19 protein-coding genes are annotated in these 18,773 nt (G+C 74.3%); 9 read left to right on the forward strand and 10 right to left on the reverse strand.

The window, feature by feature from the left end; genetic code table 11:
- Positions 1-62 precede the first annotated feature (62 nt).
- Positions 63-281, forward strand: a complete 219-nt coding sequence (locus ACZ58N_RS23585; RefSeq protein WP_471163174.1) for a hypothetical protein — start codon at positions 63-65, stop codon at positions 279-281.
- A 92-nt stretch (positions 282-373) separates the two neighbouring features.
- Here ACZ58N_RS23585 and ACZ58N_RS23590 read toward each other — a convergent pair whose 3' ends face one another.
- Entirely contained in the window at positions 374-1,615 is a 1,242-nt protein-coding gene (locus ACZ58N_RS23590; protein ID WP_471163177.1) for a cytochrome P450 family protein, read from the reverse strand.
- Between the two features lie 131 nt (positions 1,616-1,746).
- Complete coding sequence (locus ACZ58N_RS23595) at positions 1,747-2,979, reverse strand: FAD-dependent oxidoreductase (RefSeq protein WP_471163179.1); 1,233 nt, start codon at positions 2,977-2,979, stop codon at positions 1,747-1,749.
- A gap of 281 nt (positions 2,980-3,260) precedes the next feature.
- Between ACZ58N_RS23595 and ACZ58N_RS23600 the strand changes: the two genes are divergently transcribed.
- Complete coding sequence (locus ACZ58N_RS23600) at positions 3,261-3,539, forward strand: DUF6480 family protein (RefSeq protein ID WP_471163181.1); 279 nt, start codon at positions 3,261-3,263, stop codon at positions 3,537-3,539.
- 253 nt (positions 3,540-3,792) lie between these two features.
- The gene (locus tag ACZ58N_RS23605) at positions 3,793-4,332 is read left to right on the forward strand and encodes a DUF5133 domain-containing protein (protein ID WP_471163184.1); all 540 of its coding nucleotides are present in this window, start codon (positions 3,793-3,795) and stop codon (positions 4,330-4,332) included.
- Positions 4,333-4,413: 81 nt separating this feature from the next.
- Here the strand turns inward: ACZ58N_RS23605 and ACZ58N_RS23610 are convergent, their stop codons facing one another.
- Together ACZ58N_RS23610 and ACZ58N_RS23615 are read right to left on the reverse strand one after the other, a co-directional pair.
- Positions 4,414-5,802 carry a sensor histidine kinase gene (locus ACZ58N_RS23610; RefSeq protein WP_471163187.1) on the reverse strand — a complete coding sequence of 463 codons (1,389 nt, stop codon included), beginning with the start codon at positions 5,800-5,802 and terminating at the stop codon, positions 4,414-4,416.
- Positions 5,799-6,563: a response regulator transcription factor gene (locus ACZ58N_RS23615; RefSeq protein ID WP_471163190.1), complete on the reverse strand. Its 765-nt coding sequence runs from the start codon at positions 6,561-6,563 to the stop codon at positions 5,799-5,801. The genes ACZ58N_RS23610 and ACZ58N_RS23615 overlap by 4 nt, the downstream gene beginning before the upstream one ends.
- 73 nt (positions 6,564-6,636) lie before the next feature.
- On the opposite strand from ACZ58N_RS23615, the gene ACZ58N_RS23620 reads away from it, so the two are divergent.
- Both ACZ58N_RS23620 and ACZ58N_RS23625 read left to right on the forward strand, forming a co-directional pair.
- Positions 6,637-7,821 (forward strand): UDP-N-acetylglucosamine--N-acetylmuramyl-(pentapeptide) pyrophosphoryl-undecaprenol N-acetylglucosamine transferase, encoded by a 1,185-nt coding sequence (locus ACZ58N_RS23620; RefSeq protein WP_471163193.1) that lies wholly within the window; start codon positions 6,637-6,639, stop codon positions 7,819-7,821.
- Positions 7,818-8,819: an SDR family NAD(P)-dependent oxidoreductase gene (locus ACZ58N_RS23625; protein WP_471163196.1), complete on the forward strand. Its 1,002-nt coding sequence runs from the start codon at positions 7,818-7,820 to the stop codon at positions 8,817-8,819. The genes ACZ58N_RS23620 and ACZ58N_RS23625 overlap by 4 nt, the downstream gene beginning before the upstream one ends.
- A 95-nt stretch (positions 8,820-8,914) precedes the next feature.
- Here the strand turns inward: ACZ58N_RS23625 and ACZ58N_RS23630 are convergent, their stop codons facing one another.
- From ACZ58N_RS23630 to ACZ58N_RS23655, 6 genes are all read right to left on the reverse strand, one after another.
- Positions 8,915-9,322, reverse strand: a complete 408-nt coding sequence (locus ACZ58N_RS23630) for a VOC family protein (RefSeq protein ID WP_471163198.1) — start codon at positions 9,320-9,322, stop codon at positions 8,915-8,917.
- A gap of 176 nt (positions 9,323-9,498) precedes the next feature.
- Positions 9,499-10,236, reverse strand: coding sequence for a DJ-1/PfpI family protein (locus ACZ58N_RS23635; protein WP_471163201.1), 738 nt, complete (start codon positions 10,234-10,236; stop codon positions 9,499-9,501).
- A gap of 199 nt (positions 10,237-10,435) precedes the next feature.
- On the reverse strand, positions 10,436-11,782 hold the full coding sequence (locus ACZ58N_RS23640) for a phytase (RefSeq protein ID WP_471163204.1): 1,347 nt from the start codon (positions 11,780-11,782) through the stop codon (positions 10,436-10,438).
- Between the two features lie 254 nt (positions 11,783-12,036).
- On the reverse strand, positions 12,037-12,573 hold the full coding sequence (locus ACZ58N_RS23645) for an NUDIX hydrolase family protein (RefSeq protein ID WP_389709427.1): 537 nt from the start codon (positions 12,571-12,573) through the stop codon (positions 12,037-12,039).
- A gap of 175 nt (positions 12,574-12,748) precedes the next feature.
- On the reverse strand, positions 12,749-13,552 hold the full coding sequence (locus ACZ58N_RS23650) for a hypothetical protein (RefSeq protein ID WP_471163208.1): 804 nt from the start codon (positions 13,550-13,552) through the stop codon (positions 12,749-12,751).
- A complete protein-coding gene (locus tag ACZ58N_RS23655; RefSeq protein WP_471163211.1) occupies positions 13,549-14,463 on the reverse strand; it encodes an MbnB/TglH/ChrH family RiPP precursor modification enzyme in 915 nt (304 codons plus the stop codon). The genes ACZ58N_RS23650 and ACZ58N_RS23655 overlap by 4 nt, the downstream gene beginning before the upstream one ends.
- Before the next feature lie 408 nt (positions 14,464-14,871).
- Here ACZ58N_RS23655 and ACZ58N_RS23660 point away from each other — a divergent pair, with 408 nt between their 5' ends.
- The 4 genes from ACZ58N_RS23660 (at position 14,872) to ACZ58N_RS23675 (ending at position 18,688) form a co-directional block, all read left to right on the forward strand.
- A complete protein-coding gene (locus ACZ58N_RS23660; RefSeq protein WP_471163213.1) occupies positions 14,872-15,054 on the forward strand; it encodes a hypothetical protein in 183 nt (60 codons plus the stop codon).
- Positions 15,055-15,240: 186 nt separating this feature from the next.
- Complete coding sequence (locus tag ACZ58N_RS23665) at positions 15,241-16,353, forward strand: ABC transporter ATP-binding protein (RefSeq protein WP_471163216.1); 1,113 nt, start codon at positions 15,241-15,243, stop codon at positions 16,351-16,353.
- Positions 16,350-17,198, forward strand: a complete 849-nt coding sequence (locus tag ACZ58N_RS23670; protein ID WP_471163219.1) for an ABC transporter permease — start codon at positions 16,350-16,352, stop codon at positions 17,196-17,198. Before ACZ58N_RS23665 ends, ACZ58N_RS23670 begins: the two co-directional genes overlap by 4 nt.
- Before the next feature lie 245 nt (positions 17,199-17,443).
- Complete coding sequence (locus tag ACZ58N_RS23675; RefSeq protein ID WP_471163221.1) at positions 17,444-18,688, forward strand: YcaO-like family protein; 1,245 nt, start codon at positions 17,444-17,446, stop codon at positions 18,686-18,688.
- Positions 18,689-18,773: the final 85 nt, after the last annotated feature.

Here is an 18,773-nt window from a genome sequence, read left to right on the forward strand (position 1 = left end):
CCGGGGAACCCCAGCGTGGAGCCGAGGAAACCCCATCCCATCCGTCACGAGGAGTCGCCGTCATGGGCGGTATGCAGGACAAGCGCCAGGAGCCGGGCAAGGGCCGCGAGGAGCAGGAGCAGGAGCAGGAGCGCACGCGCCGCCCCGAGCAGGACCCCGTCCACCCCGCCACGAGTGCGGTGAAGGCCCGGGGCAAGAGCCCCGAGGAGCTCAAGTACCCGCGTCAGGACGAGAACCCGCGCGAGCGCGACGAGGACGAGCGGCGAGACGGGGAGTCCTGACCCGCCCACACACCGGGACGCTCAGCAGCGAGGACCCGGCCGGAGCCCCTCGGCGCCCCGGTCGGGTCCTCGTCGCCCGTACGGGGGAACCGCTACGCGGGCCGCACGGCCCCCGGTCCTCCGCGCTCGAAGGTCACCGGTAGGCTCCGGGGGCCGCGCAGGCCGCCCGGTCGCCACGGGATCTCCTCCGGCGGTACGGCGAGGGCGAGGCCGGGGAGCCGACGCAGGGCGGTGCCGATCGCGATCTGGCCCTCCAGTCGTGCCAGCGGGGCGCCCAGGCAGTAGTGGATGCCGTGCCCGAACGCCAGGTGGGCGTTGTCCTGCCGGGTGATGTCCAGCCGCTCCGGGTCGGGGAAGCGCGCCGGATCGCGATCGGCGAGGGCCGAGCCGATCAGCACGGTCGCCCCGCGCGGGATGCTCACGCCCGCGATCTCGATGTCCTCCCGGGCGAACCGGGCGATGCCGGGGCTGACCGGACCGTCGTAGCGCAGGAACTCCTCGATCGCGCCCGGCAGCAGCGCCGGATCGGAACGCAGCAGGTCGAGCTGGTCGGGGTGCGCGAGCAGCATGGCGATGCCACCGCCGATCAGATTGACCGTCGTGATGTAGCCGGCCGCCAGCAGCAGGAACACCATGGCGACGAGTTCGTCCTCGGTGAGCCGCTGTTCCTCGTCCCGGGCCGCGACGAGGTCGCTGAGCAGGTCGTCGGCGGGCCGGTCCCGCTTGTCGCGGATGAGTTCGGTGACGTAGGCGCGCATGTGCAGCCACGCCTCGTTCACCACGGCGGGATCCGGCGGCTGCGCGCCCCGCATGATCATGCGGTCGGTCCAGTGCTGGAAGTCATGACGGTCGTCCACGGGCACGCCCAGCAGTTCGCTGATCACCGTGACCGGGAGCGGCAGTGCGAATTCCGCGACGAGGTCGGCCCGGCCGGCCGGGCCGATCCCGTCCAGCAACCGGTCGGTGACGGCCTGGATCCTCGGCCGCATCCCCGCCACGCGGCGGGCGGTGAAGGCCTTCGACACCAGGCGGCGCAAACGGGTGTGGTCGGGCGGGGCGCTGCGGAGCATGTTGCCGAGCATCGACTCGCGCTCGGTTCCGGGTAGCTGTCGCAGGAGCCGGGTGTCGGCGGCGTCGCGCACGTCGCTGCTGAGGCGGGGGTCGGACAGGGCGGCCAGCCCGTCCTCGTAGCGGGTGACGAGCCATGCCTCCAGACCGCCCGCGATGACGGTGCGGCGCACGGGGCCGTCCTCCCGCAGTTGCCGGTACAGCGGGAACGGATCCGCGAGGAAGGCCGGGTCGGCGTAGGGCAGAAGGGTCGGCCGTTCGGTCATGGTGCCTCCCGAAGGGTGTCTTTCCGGTTCGGAGCGCGCGATGCCCGGGTGTGCGCGTCGCCCCGGTGTGCGCGATGCCCGGGTGCGCGCCTCGCCCCGGTGTGCGCGATGCGTCGGCATTCGCGTGCGGTTCAGCGCAGTGACTCCCTCGGGGGCCGCTCCCGCAGGGCCCCGTAGGCGAGGAAGTAGGCGGGCACCCGGTTCAACCACCGGGAGTCCGTGATGAGCTCGGTCAGTCGTTTGGCCCGTCGGGGATCGCCGAACGCGGTACCCCCGGCCAGCAGCGGCTCGATGACCTGACGGTGGGCGAGGCGCTGGAGGCCCTGCGTGGCCACCGTGGTGGGCAGCCGGCGCTGCTGCACGCGGCGTACGTCCCGAAGTCCCACGGCATGCTCCCGCAACGGCCGCACCAGGTGGCGGGCGGCCGCCACCGCGTCCTGGACCGCGAGGTTGATGCCGATGCCGAAGACCGGCGACATGGCGTGGGCCGCGTCACCGATGCACAGCAGCCCGGGGCGGTGCCAGCGGCGGAGCCGTTCGAGGCGGACGTCGAGCAGTTTGACCTCGTCCCAGGAGGTGAGCACGTGGGCCCGGTCGGCGAGCCAGGGAGCGGCCTCCGCGAACCGCTCGTTGAAGCGCTCCAGGCCCTCCGCGCGCCGCTCCACATCGGTGCCCTTGGGGATGAGCGCCGCACACTGCCAGTAGTCGCCACGATCGATGAGCGCGGTGAAGAACCGGTCACCCACGGCTCCGAGCAACCCGCTGGGGTCGTCCTCGTGGCGCGGCAGCCGGAACCACCAGGCGTCCATGGGGCACGGGAAGCCCTCCAGTCCCAGTTCGGGCAGCGCCCTGGCCGGCGAGCCGCGGCCGTCGCACGCCACGGTCAGGTGGGCCCGGAGCTCGCCGGTGGCGCCGTCCGCGGACCGGTACCGCACGCCGGCCACGCGCCCGCCCTCCATCAGGAAGGACGTCGCCTCGGTGTTCATACGGAGGTCGAAGGACGGCTCCCGGCGCGCTTCGTCGGCGAGGAGGTCGAGCAGGTCCCACTGGGGCACCATCGCGATGTAGTTGTACTTGCCGGGCAGCGCCCCGATGTTCCCGACCATGACGAGCGAGCGGTCCGGTCCGATGGGCAGTTGGACGGACGTCACGCGGCGCTGCGGCAGCCGGGCGAACCGTTCCGCGAGACCGATGTCGTCCAGCAGGGACAGGGTCGACGGGTGCACGGTGTCACCTCGGAAGTCGCGCAGGAAGTCGCCGTGCTTCTCCAGCACGGTCACCTCCACCCCCGCCCTGGCCAGCAACAGCCCCAGCACCATGCCGGCCGGTCCGCCTCCCACCACGCAGCACGTCGTGCGCTCCACGGCAACCACTCCCTTCGGGGGCCGGGCGGGCCCCAGAGGACATATACCGCAATCAGGGCTCCGGGACCCGTCAGGACGGTGTCGAGCGGGCCGCGACGGGGTGTCGAGCGGGCCGGAGCGGGCGGTTCCGCCCGGGTACGGAACCCATGAGTGCCGGGGTGGGTCGTGGGTAGGCGCCGGGCATCCCGGGCCTCCGGGACCACCCGCGTGTCACGCGGGCCCCGAGGGCGCGGGGAACGGACGTGGCCGTCGAGGTGAGCCGTCGAGGTGAGGAGAACCCCATGTCCGCACACATCCCGGAACCGGACCCGAGGCCCGGGCCGATTCCGCCGCCGGTCGCCTCGTCGCCACCGCCCGCCGTGTCGCCCGGCCCGCCGCTCATGTCGCACGGTGTGCCGCCGGGCGAGACGCCGCCGGGGGAGTCGAGCACCGGCACCGGGGCGGGCCCGTACCGGCCCCTCACACGCGGCTGGGGCATGGGGCCGCTCGTGATCATCTGCCTGTTGGCCTTCGCCTGCGCCCTCTTCTTCCTCGCCTACGCGGTCTTCCTGGACCTCTGAGCACCCCGACCGAACCGCGTTTTCGCCTCCGGGTGCCCGGACCGGCTCGGCCCGGGCACGGATGAAGGCCGTGCCGCGCGCCGGATCCCGGCGGGCACCGACATATGTTTCATGCACACCCCGAAACCGCTCCCGGCACCCGCAACCGCTCCGGAAGCCGCTCCCGGCACCCGCGACCGCACCCGGGACGACCGCACCTCGCGCCCGCACCCGGCCACCTCCTGGCCGCCGCCCCGGAACGAAAGGGCAACGCATGACCGAGCCCGGTCCTCTGACACAGCAGACCGCCGCCGCGGTGACCCGGTCGGCGGATCCGTTCCCGGGGCAACGGGCGGTCGCCCGCGCCGTGGGCCTCATCATGGCGTCGACGCCGTGCACGGCCCGGCACGCGCGCCTGATCCTCGCGACGGCGGCCGACCTCGCCCACGTCTCCGTCGTCGACCTCGTGGCCGTGATGACCGCGGTGACCGCGGCGCCCGCCGACGCACCCGTTCCCGCGGCGGGACGCGTCGTGCGGGCCCTGCAGCGCGCGGTGGAGGCCGCCCGCACCCCTTCGACGGAAACGCCCTCGAAGGGGCCGACGCACACCGGACCGCCGCCCAGCCGCACCCGGACCGAAGAGGTCCTCTCCCGGCTGCGGGGCTGCCAGGCCCGCCTCACGAGCACCCCGCACGACCCCGGCGCCGCGCGGGCCATGGACGATGCCGCCCACACCCTGTGCGTCCTCATGGGCCGTCCCAGCGCGCACGAGGCGGTGCTCGCGGCGGAACGCCACCTGGCCGGAACGGCCTGACCCGCCCACGTGGGCCCGGCCCACGCGGGCCCGGTGCTGACCGCGGCGGCGCGGGCCCCGACCGCGGTGCGCACGCCGTGCTCAGAACGTCAACCGGAACAGCGCGCCCCCACCGGGGGCCGCCTCCGCCGTCAGCTCGGCCGAGTGCGCCCGCGCGATCTGCCGCGCCATGGCCAGGCCCAGCCCGGAGCCCGGTAGGGCACGGGCCGCCCCGGCCCGGTAGAAGCGGTCGAAGACGTACGGCAGGTCCTCCGCGGAGATCCCCGGCCCGTGATCGCGGACCGTCAGCTCCGCACCCCGGCAGGAGCCGCCCGCCACCAGCTCCACCTCCACGGGCAGCCCGCCCCGGCTGAACTTCGCCGCGTTGTCGAGCAGGTTCCCCAACAGCCTGCTCAGCCGGGACGGGACCCCCGGCACCACGACCGGACCCTCGGGCACCCGCACCCGGATCGGGACGTCCGGCCAGTGCGTCCGTGCCGCCTGCGCGCAGTACTCCACCAACGCACCCAGCCGGACCTGCTCCACCAAGGGCTGCGGTTCCTCGTCGCGGGCCAGCTCGATCAGGTCGTTCACCAGCCCCGTCACCTCCCTGAGCTGGCGCCCCAGCGCGGCGGACGCCCGCTCGCGCTGGTCCGGCGTGAGCCGCTCGCCCCGCGCCAGCAGCTCGGCGTTGGTGCGCAGCGCCGTCAACGGGGTGCGCAGTTCGTGCGAGGCGTCCGCGACCAACCGGCGCTGGGCGGTGACCGACTGCTCCAGCTCGCCCAACATGGTGTTGAAGGTCCCGGCCAGCCGGGTGATCTCGTCCTCCCGTCCCGGCGGCGGCAGTTCGATCCGGTGCCGCGGGTCCCGGGTCGCGGCGATCCGCTCGGCCGTCGCGGTGAGCCGGGTCACCGGGGCCAGACCGGTCCGCGACACCCAGTGTCCGAGGAACGCGGCCAGCAGCACCCCGGCCGCCGCCGTCGCCACGAGCCACCGCGCGGCCTCCTCGATGCCGTCCTCGACGGTGTCCGCACGCAGTGCGACCTGGAGCGCCCGCCCCTTCGCGTAGTCGGTCGTGAGCATCCGGGCCGGATATCCGGACACCGTGATGTTCGTGTAGAAGGGGGCCCGCCGACCGGCGGCGACCTCCCGCGCGGCCGGAGCCACGGGCAGCAGCCCCGGCGTTCCCGGGGCGCGGGCGGGGTCGGCCGCCACCACCTCCGCGCACGCCGGGGCCGCCAGGAACCGGCACTCCCCGGCCAGGGTCCCCGGCGCGGCCCCCGGTTCGCGCTGGGCGGCGAGCCGCGCCGACTGGGTCAGACTGAGGTCGAGCTGCTGGTACAGCGCGGACCGGACCACGACGAACGCCGCCGCGCACACCCCGACCGCAACGAACGCCACGGCGGCGGTGACGGCCAGCGCGAGCCGGGTCCGCAGTGGACGCCGCCTGCGCCAAGCGCCGCCGAGCCGCCGACGGCCCGCGCCGCTCACGCCGCGTCCAGCCGGTAACCGACCCCGTGGACGGTGTGCACCAGCCGGGGCTCCCCGCCGGCCTCCAACTTCCGGCGCAGGTAGCCGACGTAGACGGCCAGGGAATTGGAGTCCGGCCCGAAGTCGCGGCCCCACACCAGTTCCAGGATCGACTCGCGCGGCAGGACCTGGCCCGGGTGGCGCAACAGGAGCTCCAACAGGGCCGCCTCCGTGCGGCTGAACTCCAACGGCCGCCCGCCCCGCCGCCCGGTCCGGGTCGCCGGATCCAGTACGAGGTCGGCGAAGCCGAGCGGGGCGCCGCCCGCCGAACCGGGCGCGGCCCGCCGCAACAGTGCCCGGACCCGGGCGACCAGCTCGTCCAGGGCGAACGGTTTCACGAGGTAGTCGTCGGCCCCCGCCTCCAGCCCGTCGACCCGCTCGCTGACGGAGTCGAGGGCCGTCAGCACGAGGACGGGCGTACGGTCGCCCAGCGCACGGAGCTGCCGGCAGACGGCCAGTCCGTCGAGCACGGGCATCATCACGTCGAGGACGACGGCGTCGGGCTCCCAGGCCGCCACCTGCGAGAGGGCGGTGAGGCCGTCCGCCGCGCCCCGCACCTCGTACCCCTCGACGGCGAGGCCGTCCTCGACGGCGGCCCGCACCTCGGGCTCGTCATCGACCACGAGGATCCGCGGCCCGGGGGCCGTACCGCCGACGGCACCGCCCGCGTAGCCCGAATGATCGGCCTTGCCGGCATTGCCCGTGTTGTCCGCACTGTTCATGGGGGACAGCCTGCCAAAGCCGTCTGAGAGAACCTCTTAGAACGTTCTTAGGGCGCACCGGGAGTGTGCGGCCATGACCACACCACACACACCCGCGGCACTGTCCGTCGTGATCGGTGCGGGCGGCACCGGCGGGCACATCTACCCCGGCCTCGCGCTCGCCGAGGCACTGCGCGCGGCCGTGCCGGGCGCCGTGGTCTCGTTCATCGGGACCGAGCGGGGCCTGGAGACCGAGCTGATCCCCGGCGCCGGATACCGCCTGCACACCGTCGACATGATCCCCTTCGACCCGGCCCTGGGCGCCAAGCGCTACCTGTTGCCCGCCGCCCTGCTGCGCTCCGCCCACCAGGCCCGATCCGTGATCCGCGCCCAGGGCGCCCAGGTCGCCGTGGGCATGGGCGGCTACCCCAGTGCGCCCGCCGTCCTCGGTGCCCGCCTCGCCGGCCTGCCGGCCGTGATCCACGAGTCCAACGCCGTCCCAGGCCGCGCCAACCAGTTCGCGGCCCGGCTCACCCCGCACATCGCGGTCGCCTTCGACCGCAGCCGCGGCCACCTCACCGGCGGTTCCCGGGCCCTCACCACCGGAATGCCGATCTCCGCAGCCCTGTCCGGGCTCGCCGAACTCCCCGCGGCGGACCGGACGGCCCTGCGCGCCGACGCCCGGCGTGCGCTCGGCGTCCCCGCGGGACGGCGGCTCGTCGTCTTCAACGGCGGGAGCCTGGGCGCCGTCCGCCTCACCCGTGCGGCGACCGCCCTGGCCGGGGCGTGGCAGTACCGGGACGACGTGCAGCTGCTGATCAAGACGGGCCCGGCGGCGCTCCCCGACACGGTGGCCGACCTCGCGGCCTCCGGCGGGCAGCGCATCGCCCGGGCCGTGCCGTACCTGGACCGCATGGACCTCGTCTACGCGGCCGCCGACCTCGTGGTGTGTCGCGCCGGCTCGGCGACCGTCGCCGAACTGGCGGCCACCGGCGTCCCCGCCGTCCTCGTGCCCTACCCGCACGCCCCCGGCGACCACCAGACCCACAACGCGCGGGTCCTGACCGACGCGGGCGCGGGAGTGCTGCTGCCCGACGCCGAGACCACCGCCGAACGCCTCGCCGGCTGCATCGGGCCGCTGCTGGCCGATCCGGCGCGGCTGGCGTCGATGGCCGGCGCCGCCGACCCCGGCCCGCACGCGCGGGCCGCCGAACTGCTGGCCGCGGAAGTCCTCCGCGTCGCCGGCTTCATCCCCACCCCTCACCTGGAGCGCGTATGAACCCGAACAGCTGGACCGGCCGCACCGTCCTCGTCACCGGAGCCGAAGGCTTCATCGGATCGACACTGGTCGACCTGCTGGTGGCCCGGGGCGCGCGCGTGCGGGCCTTCGTCCACTACAAGCCGTACGCGGAGAAGGGCCACCTGGCACGCCACCTCGCCGACCCGGACGGCCCCGTGGAGATGTGGGCCGGTGACGTCCGGGACGCCGGCCGGGTCAGCGACGCCGTCGCCGGCTGCGACACGGTCTTCCACCTGGCGGCGCTGATCGGCATCCCCTACAGCTACGACTCACCGGGCGCCTACGTGCAGACCAACGTCACCGGCACCCAGAACGTGGCCGAGGCCTGCCGCCGCCACGACGTGCGCCGCCTCGTGCACACCTCGACCAGCGAGGTCTACGGGACGGCGCTGACCGCCCCGATCTCCGAGAGCCACCCGCTGCAACCGCAGTCGCCGTACTCCGCGTCGAAGATCGGCGCCGACATGATGGCGCTCTCCTTCCACCACGCCTTCGAACTGCCGGTGACGGTCGTCCGCCCCTTCAACACGTACGGCCCCCGCCAGTCGGCACGCGCCGTCATCCCGACGATCCTCGCCCAACTCCACGCGGGCTCCCGCGAGATACGCCTCGGCTCGCTCACCCCGACCCGTGACTTCACCTACGTCACGGACACGGCCGAGGGCTTCCTCGCGGTGGCCGACTGCGACCGGGCACTGGGCGAGTGCGTCAACCTCGGCACCGGCGAGGAGATCTCCGTGGGCGACCTGGCCCAGGCCTTGATCAAGGCCTCCGGCCGGGACGCCGAGGTGGTGGTCGACCCGGCCCGACTGCGCCCGTCGGGCAGCGAGGTCCAGCGCCTCCTGTCGGACAACGGCCGGGCCCGCGACTGGGCCGGCTGGCGTCCCCGGGTCGGCCTGGAGGAGGGACTGCGCCACACCTCGGACTGGATCGCGGCGAACCCCTCCCTCTTCGCCCCGGGCCGCTACGCGGTGTAGGTCCGGTACGCAAGGGGGCGCCACCCGCCACCCGCTCCGGCCGTCGCCCCCTCGGGGCCGCGCGGGTCCTCCCTGGCCGGATCCGGCACCCGCCGTCAGGCTCCGGTTCGGGCGTCCGTGCCCAGGGGCCGGAGCCGGGTGCGCAGGAGGCAGAACTCGTTGCCCTCCGGGTCGATCAGGACGTGCCAGCCCTCGCTGCCGCTCTGGCCGATGTCGGCGGGCCCGGCGCCGAGGGCCAGCAGTCGCTCCAACTCGGCTTCCTGGTCACGGTCGGTGGGGTTGATGTCGATGTGCAGGGGGAGCTTCCCGCGCCGCGGATCGCTGCTGGGGCTGAGGATGAGAGTGGGCTGCGGTCCGCCGAAACCGATGCCGGGCGGACCGATCTCGATGCTCCCGTCGTCCTCCCGTCCCAGTTCGACGTAGCCGAGGACGCCGCACCAGAACGCGGCGAGCCGTTCGGGATCGGCGGCGTCGATGACCAACTCACTGATGCGGGATGCCATGCCCGCGAGTGTAGGCCGACGGTCCGGGGGGACGGCCGACGCCGCGCGCCGGGGAGCGGGGCGACGCGCGTGGTGAAGCACGCGCACTCGTTGCCGGAGCCGGGTGAGGGACGGCCCCGGCCCATCGGCGAGGGTCGCCGCACCGGACCCCTACGGCGCCCGCGAGAACGTACGGGTCACGGCCGCGGAGCCGGCGGGCGGGCCCACACCGTGCCGCGGGCCTCGTATTCGAGCATCGCCTCGATGCCCGTCGCCGCGTCCGCACCCAACTCCCGGCGCACGAGCCACAGGGCGAGCTCCAGACCCGAGGTGATGCCGCCCGCCGTGACCAGGTCGCCGTCGTCCACCACGCGAGCCTGCTTCACCAGCCCGCCCTGCTGCTCCAGATCGGGGCGGGCCTTGTGGTGGGTCGTGCAGGGACGGTTCCTGGTCAGTCCGGCGGCGGACAGCAGCATGACTCCCGTGCAGAGCCCGCTGATCGTGAGGCCGGGCCGGGCCGCCGAGGCCAGACTCCGGGGGAGCGTGCCCTTGGTGATCTCGGCCGGGACGCCGGGGCCGTCCCGACGGGCGTACCCGCCGCCGGGCACCACGATGATGTCCGCCGAACGGGGAGCCCAGGCGTGCTCGACCTCGACCCGTGTTCCGTAGGCGGCCCGGACGGTCCCCGGGCCGGAGACCGTCACGTAGCGGACGTCGACCCCGCGGTCCGTGAAGAAGCGGGCGGCCGAGAAGACCTCGTAGGGGGCGGCGAAGTCGAGCTCCTCCACCCCGTCGAACATGACGACCTGCACGCGCAGCGGGCCGCCGGCCGCGGATCGTGGTGCGGCTGCCGCTGCCGGTCCGGTGCCCGCGCCGACCGTGGCGGCGGTGGCACCGATCGCGGTCGAGGCCCGGAGCAAGTCCCTGCGGTTCATTCGTGGTCCGTTCCGATCGCGGGTTCCCCGGCCCGTGCGGCCTCGGGGGAGCGGGCGGGCGCGGTGCGTCCGCCCCTGCGGTCAGAAGTCGGGCCGCGGGCCGGGGGAGTTCCCCACGCAGGCCGTGGCGTACGCCACAGCGGCCCGGGCGGCCCCGGGCGGTCCCGCCTGCCGGGCCGCCCGGGGTTCGACGGCACGGTCAGTCGTCCAGGGCGTCCAAGACCTCACCCAGGTCGACGAACTTGAAGCCCGTGGCGGTGCGCGGACCGTCCTCGGGGCTGTCGTGACCGTCCTGGACGACGAGCAGGCCGCGGGGGAACGCGCGGCCGAGCGGCTTGTTCAGGGCCGCGGCGCCGTCGCACTCCTCCGAGCCGTCGAGGACGCGGGAGCGCGCGGTGACGCGGACGCCGCCCTCGTACTCGTGCCCGTCCTTCCGCTCGCGGTCATAGAAGGCGAAGGTGTTGTCGCCCTGGCTCGACACCATGAGGTGGCCGTCACCGTCCCCCTCGTCGATGATGGTCAGCCCTTCCACGTCCGCGGACAGTCGGCGCCCGCCGAAGCCGGGGTCGGCGCCCGGCACGCACTCCTCGGTTCCCTCGTCGTACACGGCCGGCACGCCGTACTCGCGGACGCGGTCGACCAGCACCGGCGCCGACGTCAGATCGGCACGCATCCGCCAGATGCCGACGTCCTCCTGGCCCGCGTAGAGGGTGCCGTTCGCCGGGTCGACGACCATGCCCTCGACCTGAGGCCGCTCGCCCGGTTCGCCGCAGGGGGTCCAGGAACTGCCGTTCGGCAGCCGGAAGGACGAGGGCAGGTCCAGGGTTCGCACGAGCCGGTATCCGACCGTGCCGCCGGGGGCGGCCGTCAGTTCGAGGAGGGCGACGCGGGTCTCGTGGCGGCGGCTGACCAGGGCGTGGGTGCGGCCGGTGGCGCGGTCCGTCCAGGTCGCCAGGCCGTACGCGGTCCGCTGGTCGTTGATGTCCTGCTGCGAGGCGGAGAACACGGGCGGAACGGCCGGCGCGGTGACGTCGGTCAGCGGGCCACCGGGCCGGTCGCCGTCGATGCGGTAGAAGCGGAGCCGATCGTTTCCGCGGTCGGTGACGACGGCGAGATCCGCCCGACCCGTGGACAGTCGCATCCCGTGGACCAGGTCGACGTTGTTGAACCGCCCCGGTGCGTCCCCGGGGCCGGGCCCGTTCGGCGCGGGCAGTGCCTGCACCTGGCGCGCCCCGAGGTCGTAGGCGCGCAGCCCGCCCTCCTTGGCGGTGGCGATGACGAGACTGCGGTCGGGGTCGGCGTTGTCGCGCCAGATGGCGGGGTCGTCCGCGTTGGCGTTTCCGCCCTCCTCGTCGTCGAACAACGTGGCGGTCTCGGCCACGGGCGTGACGGCGGGCAGCGGCTCCTTCCCGCGACCGTGCGCAGCGGCGGGGCCGGCCCCGGTGAGACCGGCGAGGACGGCGAACGCCGCGGTCAGGGCGAGCGCCGCCGCGACGGGACGAGCGGGGCGAGTGCGGCGCGGGCGGTCGGGGCGGTGCGGTTCCACCAGGCGTCTCCAGTGGTCGGTCGGACTCGTGCGGGCAACAGCGGCTGAAGACTGGAGCCCCCGCGTGACGAAATCGCCGTCACCGGGTGACGCACGACCGAGCGCCACATGAACATGATGTGGCTCGGATCCCCCGACCGCCCGGGCACCGCTCGCCCGGCGCCGCCGCACCGCGCCCCGGGCAGTCGGCCCGCCCGACCGCCCGCGCGGTCCACGGAGGCTCCCGCGCCCCCGTGGTTCCCGCGCGGCGGCTTTCAGTACGTGTGGCCCACGTGGGCCAGGGCCTGCTTCAGCAGCACCCCGTGTCCGCCGGGCATCTCGCTCTGCACGGCTTCGGAGGCCGCCTCCTGAGGACTGAACCAGACCAGGTCCAGCGCGTCCTGGCGGGGGCGGCAGTCGCCGGTCACCGGGACGATGTAGGCGAGGGACACCGCGTGCTGGCGCGGGTCGTGGTACGAGGTCACGCCGACGGTGGGGAAGTACTCGGCAACGGTGAAGGGCTGGAGCGAGGAGGGGATCCGCGGCAGGGCGACCGGGCCGAGGTCCTTCTCCAGATGCCGCAGCAGCGCGTCACGCACCCGCTCGTGGTGCAGGACGCGGCCGGACACCAGGGTCCGGCTGACCGTCCCGGCAGGACCCATGCGCAGCAGCAGCCCGATGCTGGTGACTTCGCCGCTGTCGTCCACTCGTACGGGCACGGCCTCCACGTACAGGATGGGCATCCGGGTCCGGGCTGTTTCCAGTTCGTCGGAGGTCAGCCAGCCGGGCGTGGTTTCGGTCGTGTCAGACATTGCTTGAGCATACGTTCCTGGTGGAGCGCCCGCAGTCATCGGGGCCGGTTCGCGCAAGGCGGTTCGGGTGCGTGCGTCCGCCACCGCGTTCGGTTCTGACGGGGCGAAACCCGTACGCGCGACCAAGCGTCGGCCCAGCCGGACCGGCGTCCGGTGGCGGCCGACCGGCGCGGTCTCAACGCACCGCGTTCCTCGCCACCACCAGCAGGCCGGACCGGGCCAGTGCCAGCAGTGCCGCGCCGCCCACCTGCGGACCGGCCCCGGCCGCGGAGGCCGCCTGCTCCCCGGTGCGGGTGCCGTCACACCTCCGCAGCAGTTCCCGGGTGCCGGAGTCGAGCCGGAACGCCCGGACCGGTTCCTGCCAGGTCCGTTGGAGGGCCACCGAGACGGGGGTGGAGGGGACCGTGCCGGGTGCGCCCGGGTCGGTCACGTCGTGGTCGAGGTCGATGACGACGACGGTCGCCGGCACCACCGGAACCCCGCCCTCGATCGCCTCGGCGTCGAGGGCGGCGACCTGCCGCTCCCCGGTTTCGTGCCAGTGGCGTGCCGCCTGCACCGCCACCTCGTCCGTACCGAGGCGGTACCGCTCCAGTTCGAAGCGGCCGAACGTCAGCAGGCCCGACGGGAGCCGTCCGGCCGCGAAGTCCAGGAAAGCCGTGGCGGAGCGCACCGCTCCGACGGGGTCGTCCGGGTGCGAGGGACGGACGGAACCGGTGACGTACTCCCGCATCACCGTCCCGTGCCGGGCGAGGACCTCGGCGACGGTTCCGGGCAGGGCGAGCCCGATGACCACCCGGTGCTTCTCGGCGACGTCCCCGGCGACCCTCGCGTACGCGGTGTCCGGAACGCGGCTGATCAGCGCCAGGTCCTCCTCGCTGAGGTCGTACCGGCGGCGCAACCCCTCGGGGTCCGCACGCAGCTCGGCGACGGTGAGCGGGGCGCCGGTCAGCAGGGCGGCCAGTACGTCGACGACGCTCATCGCCCGGCCGCCCGTCCGGCGGCGCGTCCTCCGGCGGCCCGTTCGCCCGCGGCCCGTGCGGTCGCTTGCCCGGCCGCCCGCCGCGGCGCCCCGAACCGGGCCGTCCTTCGGGCGCGGTCGATCTCGGCGGTGAGTTCCGAGAAGTCGTCGGGGAAGTCCTGGTCGCGTTCCACCAGGGTGGCCTTGAGATCGGTCCGGCCCGCGAGTTCGCCCAACAGCTGCCACACCTGTTCCGGTACGGGTGCGCTGTGGGTGTCCCGCGCCGTGCCGTCCACGCTCTCGGTGCCACCCGCGAGGTGCACCTGCACCACCCGCTCCAGCGGGATCGTGTCGAGGAACTCCCCGACGTCGTAGTGGTGGTTGCGGGAGTTGATGTCGAGGTTCGTCAGGTCGAGGAGCAGCCCGCAGTCGCAGTGCTCCATCAGCTCCGTGAGGAACTCGGCCTCGGTCAGCGGGTGCGGCAGGTCCAGGTGATAGGTGATGTTCTCCAGGATCAACGGCACGCCCACGGCCACCTGGACCGCCTGGGCGCGGCGGGCGAAGTCACGGGCGACGCCCCGACTGCGCGGCAGCGGCGTCAGGGTCCCCACGGAGACCCCGCCGGCGCGGGTGAAACAGATGTGGTCGCTGAACCACGGGGCGTCGATCTCCTCGACGAGGGCGGCCAGCGCCTGGACGTAGTGCGGATCGGGTTCCTCCGGCGATCCCAGCGACAACTCCAGCCCGTGCGGTACGAGGGGATGACCGCGGCGCAGTTCGCCCAGGGACTCGCGCACGTCGGGCGGAGCGAACAGGTAGTGCTCGGTGATCACTTCGAGCCAGTCGACGGCCTCGCCGGCGGCGGCGACATCCGAGGCGAGCTCGTTGCGGTAGCCGAGTCCGGAACCGAGCCGGGGCAGGTGTGCGGGCATGGTGACTCCTCAGCGTGACGGCGGTCTGCCGGTGCTCCTGGATCGAGGCTAGGCAGCCCGCCCCGTCGGATCCGTCCTGCGAACGGTGGAGCGGGAGGACGGACGCGGCGCGCGACGCGGCGCTGATCGGCAGGAGGGGCCGGAGGTCGGAAGGAACGCCGGCCGGGACCGAAGCCCGGGGGACCGGGGCTCGGGGGGAGACCGGTTCGTCGTCCCGCCCGACCGCCGGCCCGGATCGTCCCCCCGGGTCGTCCCATGGGAGGACAGCAGCCCGCACCCGGGGTTCCTAGCGTGGTGGACGCCGCTGCCGGTGGGCCACCCGGTCCCCGGGCACCGGTGGGGTTCCGGACGACAGCGTCCCGGACCCGGACCCGGAACGAAGGACACCCATTCCGATCGGAGCACACCATGACCACCAAGACCGCAGGAGTCCGTCCCACCACCGCCACCGCGACGGAGTTCGGGTTCGCCCTGATGCAGGCACCGGCCGGATCAGCCTCGCCGGCCTGCCAGCAGAGCTGTGTGGACTGCCTGACCGTCGTCCCGGCCGAGACCCCGGCCCGCTCGGCGACCGCCCGGCCGCGCCGCTGAGCGAGCCCGTCCCGGAGGGCGGTGGGACCCCGCGTCCCACCGCCCTCGCACCATGCCCGTCACCGTCCCGCGAGCCGCGCACCCGACGTCGTCCAAGCCTTCGTCCAGCCGGACGACGAGGTCGCGGCGCAGCCCTGAATACGGTCGAGGACAGCCACCGGCATCGAGGACCCGAGGAGCCACGTCGTGATCACCGCACCGCCGTTCCGCCCCACGAAGGCCGGCGCCACCCGCGCGCGCACCACGGATCCGGCCCCCGCCCCCGCCGCTGCCGTCCCGGATCCCGTGCCGGCCGTGGAGGCCCGCGGCCTGACCAAGACGTACGGCGACATCACCGCCGTCCGCGGCGTCGACCTGCGGGTGCACGCCGGTGAGATCTTCGGCTTCCTCGGACCCAACGGGGCCGGCAAGTCGACGACCATCGGCATGCTGTGCACGCTCGTCGAGCCCTCGGGCGGCAGCGCCACCGTCGCCGGCCATGACGTCGTCCGCGAGCGGGCGGCGACCCGCCGACAGATCGGGCTGGTCTTCCAGGAGTCCACCCTCGACTCGCAGCTCACCGTGGAACGCAACCTCCGCTTCCACGCCCAGATGTACGGGGTCCCGCGCAAGGCCATCGGCCCCCGGGTCGAACGGGTCCTCGAACTGGTGGGCCTGACCGACCGGCGCCGCAGCAAGGTCAAGACGCTCTCCGGCGGCATGCAGCGACGCCTGGAGATCGCCCGCGGACTGCTCCACGCGCCGCGCGTGCTGTTCCTCGACGAACCCACCGTCGGTCTCGACCCCCAGACGCGCCGCCACCTGTGGACCTGCATCCGCGATCTGCGGCGCACCGAAGGCGTCACGATCTTCATGACCACGCACTACCTGGACGAGGCCGAGGTCTGCGACCGCGTCGCGATCATGAACCACGGCCGGATCGCCGCCGTGGGCACCCCGGCGGAACTGAAGGCCGAACGCGGCGCGGACCGGGTGCGGTTCACCACCTCCGACACCGGTGCGGCACTGGCCGCGCTCCGGGAGCGCTTCGGGCTGCGCGGACACGCCCAGGACGACGGCGCCGTGGTGGTCCTGGTCCCGGACGGGCCGAGCTTCCTGCCCGGACTCGCCGGCGGACTGGGCGTCCCGGTCACCTCGATGGAAGTCTCCCGGCCCTCGCTCGACGACGTGTTCCTGGCCTGGACCGACCGGGGCGGGCAGCCGGAGGACGGCACCGCCCCCGATGCCGACTCCGGCCCCCGCCGGTCGCCCGCGGCCGCCCGGGCGGCGCAGGCCGAGCGCCGCCGGAGGACACGATGACCGCCGTCGGGTTCGTCGGAGCCCCCCTCACCCTCGCCACACCCGGACTGGGCCTGCGCGGACACCTGCGCACGGTCCGCGTCGTCTGGCACCGCGACATGCTCCGCCTGCTCGCCGAACCGGTCCGGGTCGTCACGGCCCTGCTCCAGCCGATGCTGTTCCTCTTCGCGCTGGGCGCCGGCCTGGGCTCGCTGACCCGGCCCGTCTACGGAATGCCGTACCAGACCTTCCTCTACCCCGGCGCCCTCGCCATGCCGGTCGTCTTCGCGTCGATCGGAGCGGCCGCTTCCATCGTGTGGGACCGGGAGTTCGGCTTCCTGCGCGAGATGCTGGTGGCGCCGGTGAGCCGAACGGCCATCGTCACCGGCAAGTGTCTGGGCGGGGCCACCACCGCACTGATCCAGGGCACGATCGTGCTGGCCCTCGCCGGAGCGGTCGGCGTTCCGTACACCCCCCGACTCATGTTGACGCTGCTCGGCGAGATGGCCCTGCTCGGCTTCATGTTCTCCTGCCTCGGAGTGCTCGTGGCCGCCCGCATGCGCTCCGTCCAATCCTTCATGGCGTTCACCCAGATGGTGGTGCAACCCCTGTTCTTCCTGTCCGGCGCGCTCTTCCCGTTGTCGCGCCTGCCCGGCTGGCTGTCCGTCGTCACCCGCTTCGACCCCCTCGCATACGGAGTGGACCCGCTGCGCAGAGCGGTGTTCGCCGCCGTCGGCGCGACGTCCGCGGCCCCCGGGGTCACCTGGGGGAGCTACCGGGTCCCGGTCTGGATGGAACTCCTGCTCGTCCTCTGCGCGGGTCTGCTCATGCTGTGGGCGGCGGCCCGCCTGTTCCGGCGCGGCTGACCGGCGCGCCGCCCCCGCACCCCTCGGGCGGGACGGTCGCCGCGGACGCCGTTGACGCGCGCTGCGGGCGGCCGTCGTCGGGGGCCGCCCCGATGGCCGCTGCCGACGGACGGTGCGCCGCCACCGGACCGACCCGGATACGGACCGAACGTACGACGGCCGGACCGGCCCCCGCGGGCTCCACTCGAAGGGGGCAACCGCCCCGGTACACACCGGTCTTCGGGCCCGACAGCGGAGGTCTCGCCATGTCCACGCTCCCCACCACCCGCCTCGCGGCCGTGCCACCGCTCGCCGCCCTCCTACCGCGCCGCCACGGCCTGCCACCCGACGGCGGTGAACGGACCGTCGACGCCGTCGAGGCCGAGGCACGGGGCCTGCGCTGCGCCCATCTCCTCGGGCTCCACGCCGACATGCTCTGCTTCGGAGGTGACCCCACCGTGTTCGCCTGCACCCTGCGCCACGCCGACGGCAGCGTCGCCGGCCGGGGGCTGGGCGCCGGAAGCACGGAATCCGCCCGGGCCGGCGCCCTGATGGAGGCGTTGGAAAGTCACGCCGCAGGACGGCGGACACCGGGCCGGCGCGCCGACGTGTCGACCGGCGGCGTGGCGCACGGTCCGGACGTCGCAGCGGTCGGTGGTACCGGAATGGGTTGCACCGAGACCGAAGCCCTCCTGCACGCAGTGAACGAGGCCGTGGAGCGGATGGCGGTGGCCCGTTTCCTGGCCGACGCCGTCGCGTACGGCCCGTACGCGGGTCCGGCGCCGGTGCCGGTGCTGGACCCGTCGACGCTCCCTCCCGGCCTGGCCGACGTCGTGCACCGGACGGGCGGCCGGATCGGCGCCGAGGTGGGCATCATCCCGATCGACGCCCCGGTACCCGTCTTCCTCGCGTACGCCAGGACCGCTCCGGCGGAGTCGCCGCGCCTGGGGCTCGGCACCTCGCTGTCGCCGGAGTTCGCCGTGCGCCGGGCCTGCCGGGAACTGCTGGAGGACACGGTGCCGGTGGGCACGGCCTGGGGGCGCCGTCCGACGGTCGTCTCGGCCGACGCCGCGCACATGACCACCGTGGCCGCCGGTGCCCTTCCGCCCTGGGCGGCCGTCCTGCCCGACGGAGGGCGGACCCGTACGCGGCGGGTCGGATCGGGTCGTGCCGGATCGGGTCGTGCCGGATCTGGTCGTGCCGGATCGAGGCACGGCGACACGGGGCGGGGCGACGGCGAGCGGTGGGAACCGGTGCCCTTCGTCCCGCGCGGCGCACCCACCTCCCCGGCCGCGCACCTGCGGCGCATCCTGGACCTGCTCGCCGGGCTGGGCATGTCGCTGCGCGTCGCGACGCTCACCAACCTTCCCGCCGGGCTGGAACTCGCCCACACCCTGCTCGTCGCACCGCGCGTCCCCGTCCGGCCGGTGGAGGAGCGCACCCCGCCGCCCACGGTCGCGGCGGTACCGGCCTCCCGCCGCGTGCGCGCCGGTCGGAACGCGGCCGGGTGAGGCCGACTCCTGTCCGTGCCTCGGCCCCCACGGAACATCGTGGGGGCCGAGGCACGGACAGGAGAGCCGCCGGGGCGGGTGCCGT

The sequence above is a fragment of the Streptomyces sp. NPDC040432 genome (assembly GCF_055595445.1).

Coding starts and splice junctions, on each gene's coding strand:
- ACZ58N_RS23585 (WP_471163174.1), top strand. CDS start 63: ATGGGCGGTATGCAGGACAAGCGCCAGGAGCCGGGCAAGGGCCGCGAG.
- ACZ58N_RS23590 (WP_471163177.1), bottom strand. CDS start 1,615: ATGACCGAACGGCCGACCCTTCTGCCCTACGCCGACCCGGCCTTCCTC.
- ACZ58N_RS23600 (WP_471163181.1), top strand. CDS start 3,261: ATGTCCGCACACATCCCGGAACCGGACCCGAGGCCCGGGCCGATTCCG.
- ACZ58N_RS23605 (WP_471163184.1), top strand. CDS start 3,793: ATGACCGAGCCCGGTCCTCTGACACAGCAGACCGCCGCCGCGGTGACC.
- ACZ58N_RS23615 (WP_471163190.1), bottom strand. CDS start 6,563: ATGAACAGTGCGGACAACACGGGCAATGCCGGCAAGGCCGATCATTCG.
- ACZ58N_RS23620 (WP_471163193.1), top strand. CDS start 6,637: ATGACCACACCACACACACCCGCGGCACTGTCCGTCGTGATCGGTGCG.
- ACZ58N_RS23625 (WP_471163196.1), top strand. CDS start 7,818: ATGAACCCGAACAGCTGGACCGGCCGCACCGTCCTCGTCACCGGAGCC.
- ACZ58N_RS23630 (WP_471163198.1), bottom strand. CDS start 9,322: ATGGCATCCCGCATCAGTGAGTTGGTCATCGACGCCGCCGATCCCGAA.
- ACZ58N_RS23635 (WP_471163201.1), bottom strand. CDS start 10,236: ATGAACCGCAGGGACTTGCTCCGGGCCTCGACCGCGATCGGTGCCACC.
- ACZ58N_RS23645 (WP_389709427.1), bottom strand. CDS start 12,573: ATGTCTGACACGACCGAAACCACGCCCGGCTGGCTGACCTCCGACGAA.
- ACZ58N_RS23650 (WP_471163208.1), bottom strand. CDS start 13,552: ATGAGCGTCGTCGACGTACTGGCCGCCCTGCTGACCGGCGCCCCGCTC.
- ACZ58N_RS23655 (WP_471163211.1), bottom strand. CDS start 14,463: ATGCCCGCACACCTGCCCCGGCTCGGTTCCGGACTCGGCTACCGCAAC.
- ACZ58N_RS23660 (WP_471163213.1), top strand. CDS start 14,872: ATGACCACCAAGACCGCAGGAGTCCGTCCCACCACCGCCACCGCGACG.
- ACZ58N_RS23670 (WP_471163219.1), top strand. CDS start 16,350: ATGACCGCCGTCGGGTTCGTCGGAGCCCCCCTCACCCTCGCCACACCC.
- ACZ58N_RS23675 (WP_471163221.1), top strand. CDS start 17,444: ATGTCCACGCTCCCCACCACCCGCCTCGCGGCCGTGCCACCGCTCGCC.